At 62.7% G+C, this 17337-nt stretch carries 19 protein-coding genes; 8 read left to right on the forward strand and 11 right to left on the reverse strand.

The window, feature by feature from the left end; genetic code table 11:
* Nucleotides 1-869: 869 nt before the first annotated feature.
* From HCN58_RS19635 to HCN58_RS19650, 4 genes are all read right to left on the reverse strand, one after another.
* Nucleotides 870-1328 (reverse strand): DUF3237 domain-containing protein, encoded by a 459-nt coding sequence (locus HCN58_RS19635; protein WP_171581027.1) that lies wholly within the window; start codon nt 1326-1328, stop codon nt 870-872.
* Nucleotides 1329-1337: 9 nt separating this feature from the next.
* Nucleotides 1338-2654 carry a TRAP transporter large permease gene (locus tag HCN58_RS19640; RefSeq protein ID WP_171581028.1) on the reverse strand — a complete coding sequence of 439 codons (1317 nt, stop codon included), beginning with the start codon at nt 2652-2654 and terminating at the stop codon, nt 1338-1340.
* 4 nt (nt 2655-2658) lie between these two features.
* Nucleotides 2659-3168, reverse strand: a complete 510-nt coding sequence (locus HCN58_RS19645; protein ID WP_171581029.1) for a TRAP transporter small permease — start codon at nt 3166-3168, stop codon at nt 2659-2661.
* A gap of 301 nt (nt 3169-3469) precedes the next feature.
* Nucleotides 3470-4486: a TRAP transporter substrate-binding protein gene (locus tag HCN58_RS19650; protein ID WP_171581030.1), complete on the reverse strand. Its 1017-nt coding sequence runs from the start codon at nt 4484-4486 to the stop codon at nt 3470-3472.
* Nucleotides 4487-4750: 264 nt separating this feature from the next.
* Between HCN58_RS19650 and pobA the strand changes: the two genes are divergently transcribed.
* Both pobA and HCN58_RS19660 read left to right on the forward strand, forming a co-directional pair.
* Entirely contained in the window at nt 4751-5920 is a 1170-nt protein-coding gene (pobA, locus tag HCN58_RS19655) for a 4-hydroxybenzoate 3-monooxygenase (protein WP_171581031.1), read from the forward strand.
* Between the two features lie 259 nt (nt 5921-6179).
* Nucleotides 6180-6605: a PaaI family thioesterase gene (locus HCN58_RS19660; RefSeq protein WP_171581033.1), complete on the forward strand. Its 426-nt coding sequence runs from the start codon at nt 6180-6182 to the stop codon at nt 6603-6605.
* Nucleotides 6606-6732: 127 nt separating this feature from the next.
* Here the strand turns inward: HCN58_RS19660 and HCN58_RS19665 are convergent, their stop codons facing one another.
* Nucleotides 6733-7626, reverse strand: a complete 894-nt coding sequence (locus HCN58_RS19665; RefSeq protein ID WP_171581034.1) for a LysR family transcriptional regulator — start codon at nt 7624-7626, stop codon at nt 6733-6735.
* A 119-nt stretch (nt 7627-7745) separates the two neighbouring features.
* Here HCN58_RS19665 and HCN58_RS19670 point away from each other — a divergent pair, with 119 nt between their 5' ends.
* On the forward strand, nt 7746-8378 hold the full coding sequence (locus HCN58_RS19670) for a pyridoxamine 5'-phosphate oxidase family protein (RefSeq protein WP_171581036.1): 633 nt from the start codon (nt 7746-7748) through the stop codon (nt 8376-8378).
* Here the strand turns inward: HCN58_RS19670 and HCN58_RS19675 are convergent, their stop codons facing one another.
* Both HCN58_RS19675 and HCN58_RS19680 read right to left on the reverse strand, forming a co-directional pair.
* The gene (locus tag HCN58_RS19675; RefSeq protein WP_171581037.1) at nt 8379-9107 is read right to left on the reverse strand and encodes a glutathione S-transferase family protein; all 729 of its coding nucleotides are present in this window, start codon (nt 9105-9107) and stop codon (nt 8379-8381) included. It lies immediately after the preceding gene.
* 62 nt (nt 9108-9169) lie between these two features.
* The gene (locus HCN58_RS19680) at nt 9170-9418 is read right to left on the reverse strand and encodes a hypothetical protein (RefSeq protein ID WP_171581038.1); all 249 of its coding nucleotides are present in this window, start codon (nt 9416-9418) and stop codon (nt 9170-9172) included.
* A 102-nt stretch (nt 9419-9520) separates the two neighbouring features.
* Between HCN58_RS19680 and HCN58_RS19685 the strand changes: the two genes are divergently transcribed.
* Nucleotides 9521-10219 (forward strand): helix-turn-helix transcriptional regulator, encoded by a 699-nt coding sequence (locus HCN58_RS19685; protein ID WP_171581040.1) that lies wholly within the window; start codon nt 9521-9523, stop codon nt 10217-10219.
* A 44-nt stretch (nt 10220-10263) separates the two neighbouring features.
* Entirely contained in the window at nt 10264-10578 is a 315-nt protein-coding gene (locus HCN58_RS19690; protein WP_171581041.1) for a YkgJ family cysteine cluster protein, read from the forward strand.
* 99 nt (nt 10579-10677) lie between these two features.
* On the opposite strand, the gene HCN58_RS19695 is transcribed toward HCN58_RS19690, so the two are convergent.
* Nucleotides 10678-11082: a hypothetical protein gene (locus HCN58_RS19695; RefSeq protein WP_171581043.1), complete on the reverse strand. Its 405-nt coding sequence runs from the start codon at nt 11080-11082 to the stop codon at nt 10678-10680.
* Nucleotides 11083-11265: 183 nt separating this feature from the next.
* Nucleotides 11266-11619, reverse strand: coding sequence for a DUF3307 domain-containing protein (locus tag HCN58_RS19700; RefSeq protein ID WP_171581203.1), 354 nt, complete (start codon nt 11617-11619; stop codon nt 11266-11268).
* A gap of 411 nt (nt 11620-12030) precedes the next feature.
* On the opposite strand from HCN58_RS19700, the gene HCN58_RS19705 reads away from it, so the two are divergent.
* A complete protein-coding gene (locus tag HCN58_RS19705; RefSeq protein WP_171581044.1) occupies nt 12031-13431 on the forward strand; it encodes a TAXI family TRAP transporter solute-binding subunit in 1401 nt (466 codons plus the stop codon).
* Between the two features lie 115 nt (nt 13432-13546).
* On the opposite strand, the gene HCN58_RS19710 is transcribed toward HCN58_RS19705, so the two are convergent.
* Both HCN58_RS19710 and HCN58_RS19715 read right to left on the reverse strand, forming a co-directional pair.
* Nucleotides 13547-14416 (reverse strand): DUF6537 domain-containing protein, encoded by an 870-nt coding sequence (locus HCN58_RS19710; RefSeq protein ID WP_171581045.1) that lies wholly within the window; start codon nt 14414-14416, stop codon nt 13547-13549.
* A gap of 17 nt (nt 14417-14433) precedes the next feature.
* Nucleotides 14434-15099 (reverse strand): Crp/Fnr family transcriptional regulator, encoded by a 666-nt coding sequence (locus tag HCN58_RS19715; protein WP_171581046.1) that lies wholly within the window; start codon nt 15097-15099, stop codon nt 14434-14436.
* A gap of 309 nt (nt 15100-15408) precedes the next feature.
* On the opposite strand from HCN58_RS19715, the gene HCN58_RS19720 reads away from it, so the two are divergent.
* A complete protein-coding gene (locus HCN58_RS19720) occupies nt 15409-16521 on the forward strand; it encodes a cyclic nucleotide-gated ion channel (protein WP_171581204.1) in 1113 nt (370 codons plus the stop codon).
* A gap of 30 nt (nt 16522-16551) precedes the next feature.
* Entirely contained in the window at nt 16552-17337 is a 786-nt protein-coding gene (locus HCN58_RS19725; protein ID WP_171581047.1) for an enoyl-CoA hydratase/isomerase family protein, read from the forward strand.

Below are 17337 nucleotides of genomic sequence, written 5' to 3' on the forward strand. Positions count from 1 at the left end.
GGCCTTGGTTTCGCTCCTTCTACGTCATTGCGAGGAGCGAAGCGACGAAGCAATCCATATTTCGGCAAGCGGCGATATGGATTGCTTCGCTTCGCTCGCAATGACGTCGAGATAGCGACGCCCAAACGATCGTCATCTCCCCGCGGATGCGGGGTATCCAGTACGCCGCGACTTATCAATTCGATCATTGACGTCTCTGGAATACTGGATCGTCCGCCTTCGCGGATGATGACGAGTCAATGCGTGTCGGCATTCTCGCGGCGCGGCGCGCCCGAGGTTTGCCTACAACTTGTCCCTCAAAATCAGAGGGCGCAGGGAAGACCGGGTGCGCGCCGCACCCGCGGTCTCGTGTGCAGTTGCGCATAGGAAAAACGCACACGAGCATACAGGTACAGCGGGAGCATCCGGGCCTTCCCTGCGCTTTACGGCTTACTTCGTGCTCTCCCCGGAGAACGGCTCTTTTGCCTCCGTCGCTCCTGCGAAGCTTTCGCTTCTCTAAGAACTTAACGCCAGCACCGCGGTGTCCGAACCAAACGACTTCACCGTACGTTTCTGGCGCCTACATCTTGCGCCATCCGCGTCCATCGCATCTCACCGCACGTTCGTGACGATCGCGAGCGCCCCTCAATGGGTGAGACGGACGGGGTTATGCGACTGATTTGGTGAGAACGAAAGCAGAATATTTTTGCGCAAAGGGCTGAACAGGTTTTACTGATTTGCCCGTCATGCCAGTTTGTGGCAGGCCGCCACAGAAAAACGCGCTTGTGCACAAAGCAAATCAGCTCGCAGTGCGTGATGTTGTAGCGTGGGCAAAGCGGCAGCGTGCACATCATCGCGGGGGCACGTCGCTAGCGCCCCCTAACAAAGACTCACAGCACCTGGTGCACATCAATAACCACGCGGTCGGCGTGACGGGCGGCGGAGGCGATGAAGAGGTTTTCCATCAGCCAGCGATATTTCTCTGCGCCTGTCTCGAACCGCGGCACGGTGCGGAAATAGATCAATTTTGGATCGACCGGCTCGCCGCGCTTCAACTTCTGCAGCAACTCGGTGGGACCGAAGCGCAGGCCCTTGTTCTCGACATAGATTACCGCGCCGTCATCGGTCTCGAAGGCGTATTTGGCTTCGAGCTCGATCAGTTCGTTCGGGCGGATGATCTGGAAATCGGCGCCGAAGGGGCAGACCTTGCCGTTGATTTCGCCCGTCACCTCGCCGCCGATGATCGGAATGATCCGGCGCACGCCGGTGCCGATCTCACCGGCCGACGTCACCTCGCCGATCAAGGCGGTGATGGTGAAGACATATCTGGTCGAAAGCTGCGGGGTCATCGGAGCGCCCTATCCGGCCATGCGTTGCGGCAGCCACAGCGCCAATATCGGAAATGCGATCAGGATCACCAGCCGGATCAGATCGGTCGCCACGAACGGGATCACGCCGCGGAAGATGGTCGAGAAGGAGACGTCCTTCACCACGCTCTTGATGACGAACACGTTCATGCCGACCGGCGGATGGATCAGCCCGAGCTCGACCGTCATCACGATGATCACGCCGAACCAGATCGGATCGAAGCCGAGATGCATGATGACCGGGAAGATGATCGGCACGGTGAGAATGATCATCGCCATCGCATCCATCAGGCAGCCGAGCACCAGATACATCACCATGATCAAGGCGAGGATTCCGTAGGGGCCGAGGCCGAGACCAGTGAGCAGCTCCGTCACCTTCTGCGGGGTCTGCGTCACCGTCAGGAAATAGCCGAAGATCAGCGCGCCGATCAGCACCGTGAACACCGCGGCCGCGGTGCGGGTCGCCTGCAACAGCGAGTTCAGGATCTTTTCCTTGTCGAGCCGCCCCGTGAGCACGCCGATCAGGAACGCGCCGGTGGCGCCGACGCCGCCCGCTTCCGTCGGCGTGAAGCGCGGCAGGAACGGCAACCCGTAGAGCCCGCCGATCACGAAGATGAACAGCAGCACCGGTGCCCAGATGTCCTTCAACCCGGCAAAGCGCTCGCGCCAGGTGGTTTGCTTACCTGTCGGCAGGAAGCCGGGGCGAAACCAGCCGATCAGCGCAATCGTCATCATGTACATGGTCATCGCGAGCAGGCCGGGAATGATGCCGGCGATGAACAGTTTTCCGATGTCCTGCTCGGTGATGATGCCGTAGACCGCCAGCACGGTGGATGGCGGCAGCATGGCACCCAGCGTGCCGCCGGCCGCGATCACGCCGGTGGCAAAGGACTGCGGATAGCCGAAGCGGCGCATTTCCGGATAGGCCACGGCCGAGAAGGTCGCAGCTGTCGCCACCGACGAGCCGCAGATCGCGGCAAAGCCGCCGCAGGCTGCGACGGTGGCGATGCCGAGCCCACCGCGGAGATGGCCGACAAAGCCATTGGCGGCGCGGAACAGTTCGCGGCTCATGCCGGAATTGCTGACGAACGTTCCCATCAGGAGGAACATCGGGATCACGCCGAAGGTGTAGTCGGTAACCGTGCGCATCGAGGTCTGACCGACCAGCTTCAGCGCCGGCGTGAAGCCGACCAGGTAACCGAAGCCGCAGACGCCGACGAGACCCATCGCCATGCCGACCGGCACGCGCAACAGCATCAAGGCAAACAGCGAGACGAATCCAAGGACGGCGACGGCATCTGTACTCATGCGATTACTCTACCGTCTTGACTTTGGCGTCATGGATATCTTCGGGATGGAAAATCAGCCGGTAGGTGCGGATCGCGATCAGCAGCACCGCGGCGCCGTCGCCGGCCCAGGCGATGGCAAAGAACGGCCAGGTCGGCATGTGCATGTCGAACGTCAGGACGTTGTCGTTGTAGGTGCCGCGCACCTTGTCGAACAGGGTGTAGGTCTGCACGGTGACAACGAACAGCAGCACCAGTGTCGCGAACACGTCGATCATGCGCTGGTATTTCGGGCCGACATTGGCCCACACCAGGTCGACGGTGATGTGGCCGCCGCGATAGCTGGTGGCGGCGATGCCCCAGAAGATCAGGATGCCGAGCAGCATGCGCCCGATGTCGAAGGAGTCGGGGATCGCATAATTCAGCGTGTTGCGCAGCAGGACGCCGATGAAAATGTTGAGGGCAACGATGCCGACAAAGCCGGCGGCGATCCATTCGATCGTGTCGATGAAACGATCCATCCACGCGCGATTCATGTCCGGAGCTCCCCATCGACTGATGCCGGTTGATTGAATAGGTCTGGCCGCGAACTCACTTAACCTCTCCCGCTTGCGGGGGAGCATAGGCCGCCCGCGGCCGTTCTTTGATGGAAATGCCGAAGCGGAGCTTCGGCTGGTGGGGGCTCTCTCCCCGAACTCCAGCATGCGTTATGCGGCACGACCCCCACCCGTAGCCGATGCTCCGCATCGGCGTTCTTCCAAAGAACGGCGACCACCGGCCGCCTATGCCTCCCCGCAAGCGGGAGAGGGAGCGCAACTCCTTCGCTACGGCTTCGGCTTACTGCGCGAGCGCGTTGTACTTGGTGAGCGAAGCCTTGAGTTCGGCCAGTGCCGCGTCCGGGTCGCCGCCGTTCTTCTTGACGCCCTCACCCCAGGTCTTGACCAGCGGCTCGGCCGCCTTCTTCCACGCCGCCGTCTGCTCCGGCGTCAGCTTATAGACCTCGTGACCCGACATCGCCTTGATCTTCTCGATGCCGGCGTCCTCGTACTTGCCCCAGGGTTCGCCAACGCGGCCGGCGGCTTCCGTGTTGCAGTTGTTGTCGATTGCCTTCTTTTGCTTGTCGGACATCTGGTCGTACTTGTCCTTGTTCATCACGAAGGCAAAGGTCGTGACGTAGATCGGCGCTTCGATGTGATACTTCGTCACCTTGTCGATGCCGAACAGCACCACCGACCCCCACGGGAAGGTAACGGCATCAGCGACGCCGCGCTCGATGATGTCGCGGACCTCGGGCGCCGAGGATTGCACATTGGTGCCGCCGAGCTGGGTCACGAAATTCGCCATGGTGGCGTGGGCGGGACGAATCTTCATGCCCTTGATGTCTTCGGGCGTGACGATTTTCTTGGTCCGCGAATGGAACGTCGACGGCGAATGGATGAAGGCCAGACAGAACTTGACGTCCTTCATCTCCTTCTCGGCATATTTGCGATACCAGGCGTCGAGCGCCATCGATCCGCCCTTGGCATCCGACATCAGGAACGGCAACTCGCCGGCGCTGATGATCGGGAATCGTCCGGGCTGATAGCCCGGGTTGATGTAAGTAACGTCGGCGATGCCGTCGCGCGCCATGTCGTAATGATCGAACGCCTTACCGAGCTGCTGCGCGGGGAAGACTTTGTATTTGACGGTGCCGCCGGATTCCTTTTCGACCGCAGCTCCCCAATCTTCGAGTGCCTTCTGCAACGGATGGGAGGCCGGCACCCAGTGCGACAGCTTCAGTTCAAAGGTTTTTTCCTGCGCCAGCGCAGGCGTCACGCTGGCGGCCAGCAGCATCGCCAGAAATGCTTTCCTCATCGGCATCCTCTCCCTTGGCACGCGGGCTGTTCGATCGCCCGACCTCGTTAATTAACATGTTATCTAACTCATCCGCGTTTTCAAGGCGGACATTTGACCCGCGGCGTCTCGTCTCTCCCTTGTCGCCATGTGCACCTCCGCGAAGTACACCTCTATTGTTTCGCGCCAATGTCCTTTGCCAAAACCGTTATATGATATAACTACCATTTCAGGCTTGGGGGCAACCGCCGGCTTGGAACCTATAATACCGGGGAGGAGCGGGTATTGAGGACAAAAGTAGCAATCATAGGCGCAGGTCCGGCAGGATTGTTGCTTGGGCAACTACTTCACCGCTACGGCATCGACAACGTCATTTTGGAGCGCCAGACCGGCGAATATGTGCTCGGCCGAATCCGTGCCGGCCTGCTCGAGGAAGGCACGGTGGCGCTGCTCGACGAGGTCGGCGCCGGCGAGCGCGCCCATCGCGAGGGGCTGGTCCATCATGGCGTCGAACTCGCCTTCAGCGGCGCACGCCACCGTATCGACATGTACGGCGCCACCGGCAAGACGGTCATGATCTACGGCCAGACCGAGGTGACGCTCGACCTGATGAACGCGCGCAAGGCGGCCGGCCTCACGACCATCTATCAGGCCGCCGACGTCAAACCGCTCGATTTCGACACCGACCGCCCGCGCGTCAGCTACGTAAAGGACGGCGTCAGCCACGAGATCGAATGCGACTTCATCGCCGGCTGCGACGGCTTTCACGGCGTCAGCCGCGCCAGCGTGAAGCCGTCCGCGATCCAGACCTTTGAACGGATCTATCCGTTCGGCTGGCTCGGCATCCTCTCCGAGACGCCGCCGGTCAGCCCCGAGCTGATCTATTCCAACCATGCGCGCGGGTTCGCGCTCTGCACCATGCGCTCGACCCGGCGCAGCCGTTATTATGTGCAGTGTCCGCTCGACGATCATATCGACCAGTGGCCGGATGAACGGTTCTGGGACGAACTGAAGCGTCGGATCGACCAGAAGGCGGCCGACGAACTCGTCACCGGCCCCTCGATCGAAAAGAGCATCGCGCCGCTGCGCAGCTTCGTCGCCGAGCCGATGCGGTTCGGCCGGATGTTTTTGGCCGGCGACGCCGCCCACATCGTGCCGCCGACCGGCGCCAAGGGGCTCAACCTCGCCGCCAGCGACGTGCATTACCTCTCGCAGGCGCTGCGCGAATATTACGACGAGAAATCCTCCGCCGGCATCGACGGCTATTCGGCCAAGGCATTGTCACGCGTCTGGAAGGCGGTGCGCTTCTCCTGGTGGATGACCTCGATGCTGCACAAATTCCCCGACGAAGGCGAATTCGGCGCGCGCATCCAGCTCGCCGAGCTGGATTACGTCGTCAACTCGAAGGCGGCATCGGCGTCGCTGTCGGAGAATTATGTGGGGCTGCCGTTTTAGACGTTTGCGTTCGCGAGATATTTCCATTGCGAGGAGCCAACGGCTCGCGCGAACGCGCGCCCGATGACAGGCTCCGCGACGGAGCGATCCATTTCTCCGCGTGCGGCGCTATGGATTGCTTCGCTTCGCTCGCAATGACGGGAAAAGAGCGCGACAATTTCAAACACCCGTCGAAATCCCGTTTAAAACTTTGTAGGTGGTGACATCGCGGCCGCCTTGCGTTCAATGACGAAAAACATCGTCACACCGCGAGCCGCCAATGACCGCATCCGATGTCCCTGCAGGGTTCGAGCCGCGCACCCGCAAGAGCCCGCTGACCGATCCCTGGGAGCCGCTGTATTCGAAGAAGACCGATAAGGCCGTGATCATCGGGCTGCGGCTCGCAAAACCGCACACCAATGGACGCGGCCTGATCCATGGTGGGCTGATTGCAGCGCTGGCCGATGCTGCCATGGGGCATAGCTGCGCGCATGTGATGGGCGGGGTGGCGTCGCTGGTGACGATCGGACTGGCGGTCGATTTCGTCGGCACCGCGCAGATTGGGCAGTGGCTCGCGGCCGAGAGCGAGGTGGTCAAGACCGGCAGGACGATCTGCTTCGCGCAAAGCCTGATCAAGGCCGATGACATCGTGATCGCGCGGGCCAATGCGACGTTTCGGGTGGTGCCGCAGAAGGAGCCGGTGTAGCGGCACCTCGTGTCCCGGACGCGGTGCGGCGCATAGCGCCGCTCCGCAGAGCCGGGACCCAGCGCAAGTGGGCCCCGGCTCTGCGGCGCACCACTGGCGTGCTGCACCGCGTCCGGGGGCACGATACCTAGCCAAAATGCCAGTCGGCCATCTCGGTTACGAGATCGATGAAGGTGCGGACCTTGGCCGAGAGCAGTCGCGAGGTCGGATAGACGATGTGGATCGGCATTGCCGGTTGTTCGAACCGCGCGAGCAGGATTCTGAGCCGCCTCGCTTTCAGCGACTCGGCGGCCTGATAGGCCATCACGCGCGTCAGTCCGCCGTCCTGCTCGGCGTACTGGATGGCGGCATCCGAGCTATTGGTGGCGAAGCGCGGTGTGCTGGCGACGCGGATCTCGCGGCCGTTCTCGACGAAACGCCAGTCAAGCGCCGCCGTCATGGCGCCGAACTGGATCGTGTCATGCGTGGAAATCTCCTGCGGCCGCTGCGGCTCGCCGCGCGCCTTGAGATAGCCGGGCGAAGCCACCACGATCCGCCGCATCTCGCCGACATGGCGCGCCACCAGCGTCGAATCGGGCAGATGGCCGATCCGGACGGCAAGATCGACGCCGTCTTCGACGAGATTGATCATGCGGTCGGACAAGCGGAGGTCGACGCCGACGTCGGGATAGCGCTTCAAATAGGCGGTCACGATTACGCTGACGTGCAGCCGGCCGAAGCCGACCGGCGCAGAGATGACGAGTTGCCCCTCGGGGCGCGTACGCTCGCCGGCGACGGCGCCCTCGGCCTCCTCGACGTCAGCCAAAATCCGCCGCGCCCACTCAAGGTAGCGCGAGCCAGCGTCGGTCAGCGTCACCTGCCGCGTCGTCCGCTGCAACAGCCGCGCGCCCAGACGATCCTCCAGCGCCGCAACCAGCCGCGTCACACCTGAGGGCGACAGGCCGAGCTTGCGCGCCGCGGGGGTAAAGCCCCGGAGATCGGCCACCGCGACAAAGGCCTGCATCGCATCGAGCCGGTCCATCCGACTATTGCATATCCAGCAATAGTGAAGTGTCAACTCCTCGGATTGTTTATATTACCGAAACGGCCATCTTGGAGCCGAAGGACGACCGTGTAGGCGCTCCATGACGGGAGGCTCAGATGTCTGACGTTCACACCTATTCCAGCGATATCGCCTTTACTCCGGCGGTGAAGGCGATCCAGACCCGCAAGGGCTCGCGCGAGGCCTATGCCAACGTCGAGGCACGCGGCGGCTGGCGCGTCGAGATCGACGAAAACCTTGCCGGCTTTCTGGCCGAGACCACGAGCTTCTATCTCGCGACCGCTTCCGCCGACGGCCAGCCCTATATCCAGCACCGCGGCGGGCCGAAGGGTTTTGTCAAAGTTCTCGACAACAACACCATCGCGTTTGCCGATTACAGCGGCAACCGGCAGTACATCACCCAAGGCAATCTGTCGGAGAATCCGAAGGCGCATATTTTCGTGATGGATTATGCGCATCGCCGGCGCGTCAAGATCTGGGGCGAGGCACGCGTGGTGGAGGACGATCCGGCCCTGACGAAATCGCTGATGCCGCAGGGCTACAAGGCGCGGCCCGAGCAGGTCATCCTGTTTCGCATTTCGGCGTGGGACACCAACTGCCCGCAACATATCCCGCAGAAGTTCGACGCCGCCGATGTCGCGCAGGCATTGGCTGTGCGCGACGCCCGCATCGCCGAACTTGAAGCGGAGCTGGCCGCCTTGCAGGGCCACTCCGCAGCCGCGACATCATGATCAGGCCGCCTGCTGCACCGGTGCCCAGGCGAATTCCGGATAGTACAGCAGCATCATGCGGTCGACATAAGCGGTGAGATTGGCGAACTGCTCGGTCCGCTGCCGCAGCGCCGACTCGAAGAACGGCGTCAGGATTCCGGCAAGCATAGCGAACGCGGTGGCGTCCATGCCGCAGGGCGACTCGCCCATCATAAACGGCTTGTCGCCGAGTTGGACCGACAGCGCAAACAGCGAGCGAACGGCGAGATCGATATCCTCGTCCGGAGCGTGGCGGCCGAGGCCGCTGAGCAGGTAGTTCTCGGCGACGCGGAACTGGGCGTCCTCGCGCATCTTCTCGCGCAAATGCGCCGGCGCGCTGTCGAAGAAATGCGCTGGGCCCTTGGCGAAATTGTCGCCGTCGACCCAGCGCGCGCCCACCAGCGCCCAATAGATATGATGCTCGATCATCCGCTCGAACGCCCAGGCTTGCGCCCGCGCCTGCAGGCTGAGCGGCGCGTCGAAATCGAAACCGTATTTGGCTTCCAGGTGCGCGCGAATGAAGGTGGAATCGGCGATCGTCTCGGCCTCATCGACGATGTAGGGCAACTGCCCCTTGGGTGAGGCCGGCGGCTTGGCCTTCTCCTTGCGATAGGCAAGACCGGCCATTTTGAGCTGGACCTCGGTCTTGGTCACAAAGGGGCTGATCTCCGGCAGGCCGAAGCCGGCGCCGAAGCCATAGAGGGTAATCATGCTGATCTCCCGATCTCAAAAAACGCGCCCGAGGCTAGCGTCTCCCTGCTGCCACCATTGTGTCAGCAGCAGCAAGGCCGGCCGCCGCCTCCCTCCTCCCGCGGCGAACGGGCCTTGCGCCCCCACGTGGCAAGCTGCGCCTGCGCATAGACGCACATTGCGGTAAGTGAACGCCATGCCAGCTCAACCATCGCCCAGCGCAGATCGGTGGTGACGCAGTGGATGGAAACGAGCTGTTCCAATGCAGATGGGTGGGCATTCACGAGAGGTCCGCGGCTTCGCCGGGAGCCGAATTCGCTGAAAATCGTCATGGACAAGTTCCCTTTAATTGAGGTGTTGTCCCGATATACAAAACCCCTGCTGCCAACATGCTGTCAGCATCGCGGGCTATCGATCAGGAAAAGAGACGAGCCATGAGACGGGCCGACCGGCTGTTTCAAATCATTCAGGTGCTCCGGCGCACCCGGAAGCCTTTGACGGCGGACGCGATCGCGGCCGAGTTGGAGACTTCGAAGCGAACCATCTACCGCGATATAACGACCCTGATCGAACAGCGGGTGCCGATCCGCGGCGAAGCCGGCGTCGGCTACATCCTGGAAAAGGGATTCGATCTGCCGCCCTTGATGCTTACGCCTGATGAGATCGAGGCCTGCGTGCTCGGCGCGCAATGGGTGGTCGGCCACGCCGATCCCACGCTGGCGCGCGCAGCCCAGGACCTGATGGCGAAAGTCGCCGAGACCGTGCCCGAACGCCTGCGGCCATTCGTGCTCGAGCCGGCCAGCCGCGCCCGGCGGGCGTGGAACCGGGAGCCCGACCGCATCGACATGGTGCGGACGCGGGCGCAGATCCACGATGGCAAGAAGATCACGCTGAACTATCGCGACGAGCATGGCCGCGACAGCCAGCGCACGATCTGGCCGATCGCGGTCGGCTATCACGAGGCGGTGCGGATACTGGCGGCGTGGTGCGAACTGCGGAAGGATTTTCGCAGCTTCCGCACCGACCGCGTCGTCGACGCGGTCTACCACGACGAAAAATATCCGGAACGGCGCGACATCCTGCGGGCGAAATGGCGGCGGAGCCTGGTCTGGGAAGCGCCCAAGGATACGTGATGCCGGTCCTGGCCACCGCCGTCATTTGGCGCTAAACGCGAGGCATGCAAGGAATCGCCGCCGATAACCAAAACCCCTGCCAAGCCTGTGGCGCCTGCTGCAGCTACTCGCAGAATTGGCCGCGTTTCACCACCGAGGACGACGCGGCGCTCGACCTGATCCCGGAAGGATTCGTCAACGAAAGACTGTCGGGAATGCGCTGCGACGGCGATCGCTGCTCGGCGCTGTCAGGCAAGGTCGGCGAGGCGACATCGTGCCTGATCTACGCCGTGCGGCCCGAGGTGTGCCGCACCTGCATGCCCGGCGACGTCGAATGTGCGATGGCACGAAAGCGGCACGGATTGCCGGTGTTGGCGTGAGCGTAGCCCGGATGAAGCGAAGCGCAATCCGGGACAAGTTTAGCCGGTTGCAAGAGGTCCCAGGTTACGCTCCGCTTCACCCGGGCTACGACGGCTGCGCTATGCCGTCACCGCTTCCGCAAAATCTTCGTCGTCGATCTCGTCCTCGATCGGCTTGAACGTCGAGAGCGGCTTGGTCGAAAGGGTGATCGGCTTGCGGCCGCCGTGGGACGGCGACGAGGCGGAACGCGCGGTGGGTTCGCGCGACAGCGCAAAGAGCGTGGAACCGACCCGGCCGCCGAAATGGACCAGATCGCGTTCGGTGCAGCTTGCCGCAACCGCAACGGCCAGCGCGTGGAGGTGGCTGCGACGGTAGCAGAACAGCGCCAGCATGGCGCGGACGTCGGATGAAACGCTTTCTACCAGCAGCGACAGCCCATGCGGATTGGCGCGATACATCTCGCCCAGCAGCTCGTCCCGAACCGGACAGAAATCATTCTCGAAGGCGTCGCGGCTTGAAAACATTGCGGTTCTCCCTTTGCGGAAGATGCCGCGCAATTCTCTAATGAAGGGTTAACCACGCGCACCAGTAGTATTCCGGAGGACTTGCCAGTGATGCCTGAACCGGAATCGGAACGTGATTCGCGCCGGCGCTGGTGCGCCTTCCAAATTCGGAGAGGGATTGGACCGATACCGCCGGGAGCGGGATCAGTTCGCGGCAATGAAGATCGCCAGGCCGAAACCGGTGAGATGATGCAGCGCCTGGTCGACGCCGATCAGCGTCCAGAACCAGGGATGCTCGTTCTCCAGCGTGACGCCGAACCTGGACGCGATGATCCCCTTGAGGCGATCGACGGTGATGTGAATGAAGAAATCGATAAAGGCGACGAACCAGAATCGCGGCGCGACAATCAGGATCAGTGCCAACGACACTGCCAGATGCACGAGGCAATGCGCGAGTAGCGGCAGGGCCCAGCCGGTCTTTTGATCCTTGCCGATCGCCATCCAGGAAGTTTGCAGCACGAAGTCGGCAATGACGTGCTTCACGGTGAGAAGCAGCATCCATCCGACCAGCACACCTACCGGGATCGAGGACGACATCGAAGGAAACAACAAAGCTGACGCCCTTTGCTGGGACTGACGAGATGGCGAAAAACCGGGACCTAGGCTGTCAGCGCAATGTTCTTGTCAAACCCGGACTATTCGAACGTTGCCTTCATTTATGACATCTCCCGCGCCGGAATGCACCTGTGGGTAGTCTGAAAATCGCACGGTGTGGCGGAACTGCGATACTGCGGCAAGCGCGCGCCCGCGGGGTAAGGTTACCGGCGGCCGCGCTTTGCAATCCCATAGGAGCGGGCTATCATTGCCCGCGGTCAAAATTATCGTTCTTTTCTAGACATTTAGGAATTCATTCGGACGACCTGCGGCGCCAGCCCGGCGGCGAGACGTCCCTGACCCCCGGTACGAGCCATGCGTGCTGAAGCCCCAACGCCGCATCCGAAAATGCCGCGTCGCCGCGTGCGGTCCGTCAAGAGCAACCGGACCCAGATCCTGCTGTTTTCCATCATGACGCTAGTCCTTACCGCCACCGTGGTATGGGGTGGCCGGACACTGCTGCGCAATTCCGAGACGCTGGTATTTGCCGTCGGCGACACGAATGGACCCGAGGCGCGTTTCGCCGCCCGGCTGGCGACGGTGCTGAAGAATAATTCCTCGCGGCTCCGGCTCAAGATCGTGCCCAACGGCGACAATGCCAAGGCGCTGTCGCAGTTCGACCGCAAGGAGGCCAACCTTGCGATCTTGCGCACCGACGCCAGGATCCCGCCCCGCGCCCGCGCGCTGGCGATCCTGGAACATGACCTGCTTCTCTTGATCAGCCCGAACGGCAAGAAAATCAAATCGATCGCGGAGCTGAAGAAAAAGAAGATCGCCGTCATAGCCGACAACGAGAGCGGCGCTGCGCTGGTGCGCAACATTCTCGAGCTGTCCGACAATCCGGACGCGGCGGTGCGGGTCCAGATGGCCCCGCCGGGCGCGAGCTTCGAGCAGTTGTTCGCCGCGGGGTTCGGCGCCGTGGTCAAGATCGCGCACGCCTCGCAGATCGTAAAGGACAAGAGCTACGAGCAATATGCCAGACGCGGCGGCTTCACCCTGAACGCGATCGAATCGGCGAAAGCGATCGCGAGGAAGTACCCGGCGATCTCTGAGGAAACAGTGGCGACCGGCATGCTTTCAGCTTCGCCCGCCGTTCCCGCGGAAGACGTCGACACGATCGGGCTCGAATGGCTGCTGGTTGGGCAATCGAAACTCCCGAACACGACGGTGGGCGATCTTGCGCGGATCATCTACGAGAACAAGGCCGAGCTCGGGCTCACCGACGGCTTCGCCTCCAAGATCGAGCCCGCAGACACCGACAAGGATGCCTTCGTCGTGGCGCATCCGGGCGCCACCGAATACATCAATGATGAGATCAAGTCCTTTGTCGAGCGCTACAGCGACCTGATGTATGTGGCGCTATTGGCGCTCAGCATCATCGGCTCGATCTTTGCCGCCATCTACGCCAAGATCACCCGGATCGCGCCAGAAAAGGCCAGCCAACTCGCGACCGCCATTCTCGATATCGGCGAACGCGTGGAATACGCCAACTCGCTCGACGCGCTCGACGAACTGCAGGACGAGCTGGAAGCGACGCTGCGTAGCGTGGTGATCGGCTTGCGCGACGGCACCATCAGCAGCGATGGGCTCGATACCTTCAAGCTCGGCTATGAATTCGTGCGCGACGAAATCGGCCTGCGCCGCGAACATCTCAAGCGGCACACCGCACAGGATCATGCGCAGGACGACAAGATCGTGGTCGTGAAGACCGCGTAGGACGCGTGATATCCTCATAGTGCGGCGCCGTAGGAGCAAAGCGAAAGCGTGCCCACCATCAGGACCTTCCGGATGGACAGAGGGTGGGCACGTCGCTGGCGCTCCTTTGCCTACCCTACACGTTCGCGTCGGCCGACGCCCGCGCCCGTATTTCCGCGATCTTGCGCTTGAGCGCCGCCTGGCGCGGGTCGGGCAAGGCGGCGGCGCGCGCTTCGGTTATCGCGCCGGCGAGATCCGATAAGGCCAGCACGCCGTCGAAGGTCGGCTTGACCAGCCCATCGATGATCGCGTTCCAATCGGCCATGCCCTGCCGGTAGACGTCGCCATAGCCCTCGATCATCGTCGCGGTCTGGATGATCGCGGGCGCGGCATGGAGCTGTTTGGTCAGGCTGCGGTCGATCATGTGCAGCCAGCGTTCGACCCAGACCCGCTCCTTGGCATAACGCACCGAAAGCAGCCGCCATCGCCGCAGCCCCGCCTCGATCTTGAGGCGGCGAATGCCAACGCGGCTTGCGGTGCTGAAGCGGATCGAGACGCGAATGTGCGTGCACCCCACCCATTCGAGTGCATCGAGCACGTACTCAGCGATGACGGCCGGAAGCGCGCCGACCAGCTCTTCAAGCCGGAATTTTTTGACGTCGACGGAGCCTGCCGACGCACCGGGCGGGCCGCTGAGTTCGGCAAGCTTGAGCTGCGCGATCCGGATCGGGTCCTCATAGCTCATGCGCACCGCCATCAGCCGCGCAATGTCGCCGAGCATCACGTCGTCGACGCCTCGTTTGCCGATGAACCGCCGCAGCCGGTCGACGTAAAGCCGGGCGTAGCTCGGGCCCTGATAGTCGATGAGAAGGTGGATGGCCTCGCTCGCGACCGCCATCACCGGCTCCGGCAGCCCCTCGGGCAGGAACGGCGGCTCGTCGTCATCCTCGCCGATGAAATCGGCCAACAGATAACGCAACGACGACAGGATACCGCGGTCTGTCACTCCCTTCGCTCCGGCTCCTACACGGGCTTCGGCTCGGCGGTGGACGCCAGATGCTGGGCCAGGCGTTTTTCCGCCGCCTCCAGGTTCTGGAACAGACGCGCGCTGGCGAGACGGAGGAAGTAGAAGCCGAAGGCAGGGTTCTGCACGTAAAGTTCCTCGACTTTGGTATAGCTGACGCTCAGGATGAGGCCACTCTCGACACATTCCAGCGTCTGGGTTCGCGTGTTCGAAGGCGACAGCATGCCGAGCTCGCCAACGATGGCGCCGACCGGCAAGACAATGCCCGACTCGACCAGCTTGAACTTGCCGCTGACGATATAGAGCATGTCCTCGGCCTTCTCGTCCTTGTAGAACAGGATCTCGCCGGCCGTGCAATTGCGCTCGGTCATGAACGGCTTCAGCCATTCCATCGACAGATCGCTGTTGACCGATTTCTTGACGTCGCGCACCAACTGCAGCATCTGGTGCAGGCGATAGGAGTTGACGAAAAGCATGACCGCCTGCACGCCCATGAACAGGTAGTTGTGGGTTGGAATTGCCGTCACGATCAGGATCACGTTGGCGAGAATGCCGAACACCCGCAACGGGATCATGGTCTTCATCGTGGTGGTGGCGACCACGAAGATCGACGCGAACAGCGCGCCGGCGGTTCCTGCGTGTTGTGCCAGATGAGACGTATCCATTGGAAGCCAACCAAATTATTCAGGGACTGTTTTTTCGCGATTCTGCTGCGGCGCCCGCCTATCGTAATGGCCGCAGGGCCTTTTTGGTATATGAGGAAAAGGCGACGTTTTGTCGGGATTCTCACTATTCCCGGGTAAAATTCACGCACCTATAGCCGCCCGCGCGGCCTGAGCCCGACCGGCCCTGGCGCAGCGGGCGCGAGGGCATCGTTGACGGCCTCCCCGGCGGCAGGCACTTTGCCCGCATTGGTCACGCTGCGGCTTGGCCGCACCTTCAGCTTTTTTGCCCGTCAGGCCCTCCCCATCCAAATGTCCAAGCGGCTCGTTCTCTCGGCACTGGCTCAATTCACCGCCAAGACGGCCGGCCGCAACATGACCAAAGCGGCCTATGTCGCCGTCGCGGCCGGCGTCGCTGCCATGGTAGTGCTCACGGCAGCCCCCGCCTACGACGCGGCGCACCATTGGGTCGACGCGGTGCTGTGGACGTGCCTGGCCTATTTCGTGTTCGAATGGCTGGTGCGCCTGCGCCACATGGCGCGGCAAGGACGGCTGGCGCTCTACGTGTTTTCCAGCAGCGGAGTGGTCGATACCATCGGCGCCCTTGCGGTGCCGGTCGCGCTCATCGCGGCCGTCGAGCCCCGGACGGCGTGGCTGCTCAGCATCCTCTGGGTGCTCAAGGTCGTTCCGGGCATTCCGGGGCTGCGGCAGCTCCGGCGCGTGCTGGTGCTGGAATCGGGACCCTTGCTCAGCGTGCTCGTGATCTTCCTGATGGTGGTGTTTCTGGCCTCCGTTGCCGAATATTTCCTGGAACGCGACGTGCAGCCGGCGACCTTCGGCAGCGTGCCGGCGGCGCTGTGGTGGGCGGTCGTGACGCTGACCACCACCGGTTATGGCGACGTGGTGCCGATCACGCCGCTCGGCCGCATGGTCGCGTCGCTTGTCATGATCTGCGGCGTCGGCGTGTTCGGGCTCTGGACCGGTATTCTGGCAACCGGCTTTGCCGCCGAGACCCGCCGCGACAATTTCCTGAAGACCTGGGAGACCGTCAGCAAGGTGCCGTTCTTTGCCACCCTCGGCCCGGCCGCGATCGCCGACGTCACCCACATGCTGCGAACGATGGACCTGCCGGCGCGCACCACGATCATCCGCAAGGGCCAGCAGGGCGACTGCATGTATTTCATCGCCGCCGGCGAAGCCGAGGTCGAATTGCCCGGAAAGAAAGTGCCGCTCGGCGAAGGCGCGTTCTTCGGCGAGATGGCGCTGCTCGGCAACAATCTGCGCGGCGCCAATGTCACGACTACCAAGGTGACGCGCCTCTTGGTACTCGACCTCGTGGACTTTCGCCTGCTGATGGCGCGACATCCCGATCTGGCCGAGACCATCGACGCCGAGGCCCGGCGGCGCGCGCAAGAGAACGAATAATTCACACAAGCAAGAACAACGGAGAACAGCATGCGTGAAGCAGCCGAGGCCGCGAGCGCGCCCATCCTCGAAATCAGCGGCGCGCGCGCCACCATCCGCCTCAACCGGCCGAAGCACCTGAACCGGCTGCAGAGCGAGGATCTCGGCGATCTCATGAGGCTGTTCGACCGGATCGAGGCCGATCCCGCGATCCGCGTGCTGGTGCTGACCGGCACCGGCCGCGCGTTCAGCGCCGGCTACGATCTCAATTCGGTCGCGGATCGTGCGACCAGCGAGAAGGAACAGCAAAGCGCCGGGTCGGCGTTCGAGGTCGTCGTCAACCGGCTGGAGGATCTCGGCGTGCCGACGATCTGCCGGCTCAATGGCGGCGTCTATGGCGGCGCGACCGACCTGGCGCTGGCCTGCGACTTCCGTATCGGCGTCGATACGGCTGAAATGTTCATGCCGGCGGCCCGGCTCGGCCTGCATTATTACAAGAGCGGCATCGCGCGTTATGTGTCGCGGCTCGGCGTCGACAATGCAAAAACGCTATTCCTCACCGCGCAAAAAATCACCGCGCCGGAAATGCTGCGGATCGGCTATCTCACCTCCATGGTGCCGGTGGAAGCACTGGACGAGGAAGTGGATCGTCTCGCCGCTATCCTGGCCGGCAACGCGCCGCTGGCGATGCGTGGCATGAAGCGCGCCATCAACGAATTCGCCCGCGGCAAACTTGACGAGGAAGCTGCCGACCGCCGCCACCGCGAGAGCATGCGCAGCGCCGAGATCAAGGAAGGCATCAAGGCCTTTGCGGAAAAACGGCCGCCGAAATTCTGA

It is taken from the genome of Bradyrhizobium australiense (assembly GCF_013114825.1).
Lineage (GTDB): Bacteria > Pseudomonadota > Alphaproteobacteria > Rhizobiales > Xanthobacteraceae > Bradyrhizobium > Bradyrhizobium australiense.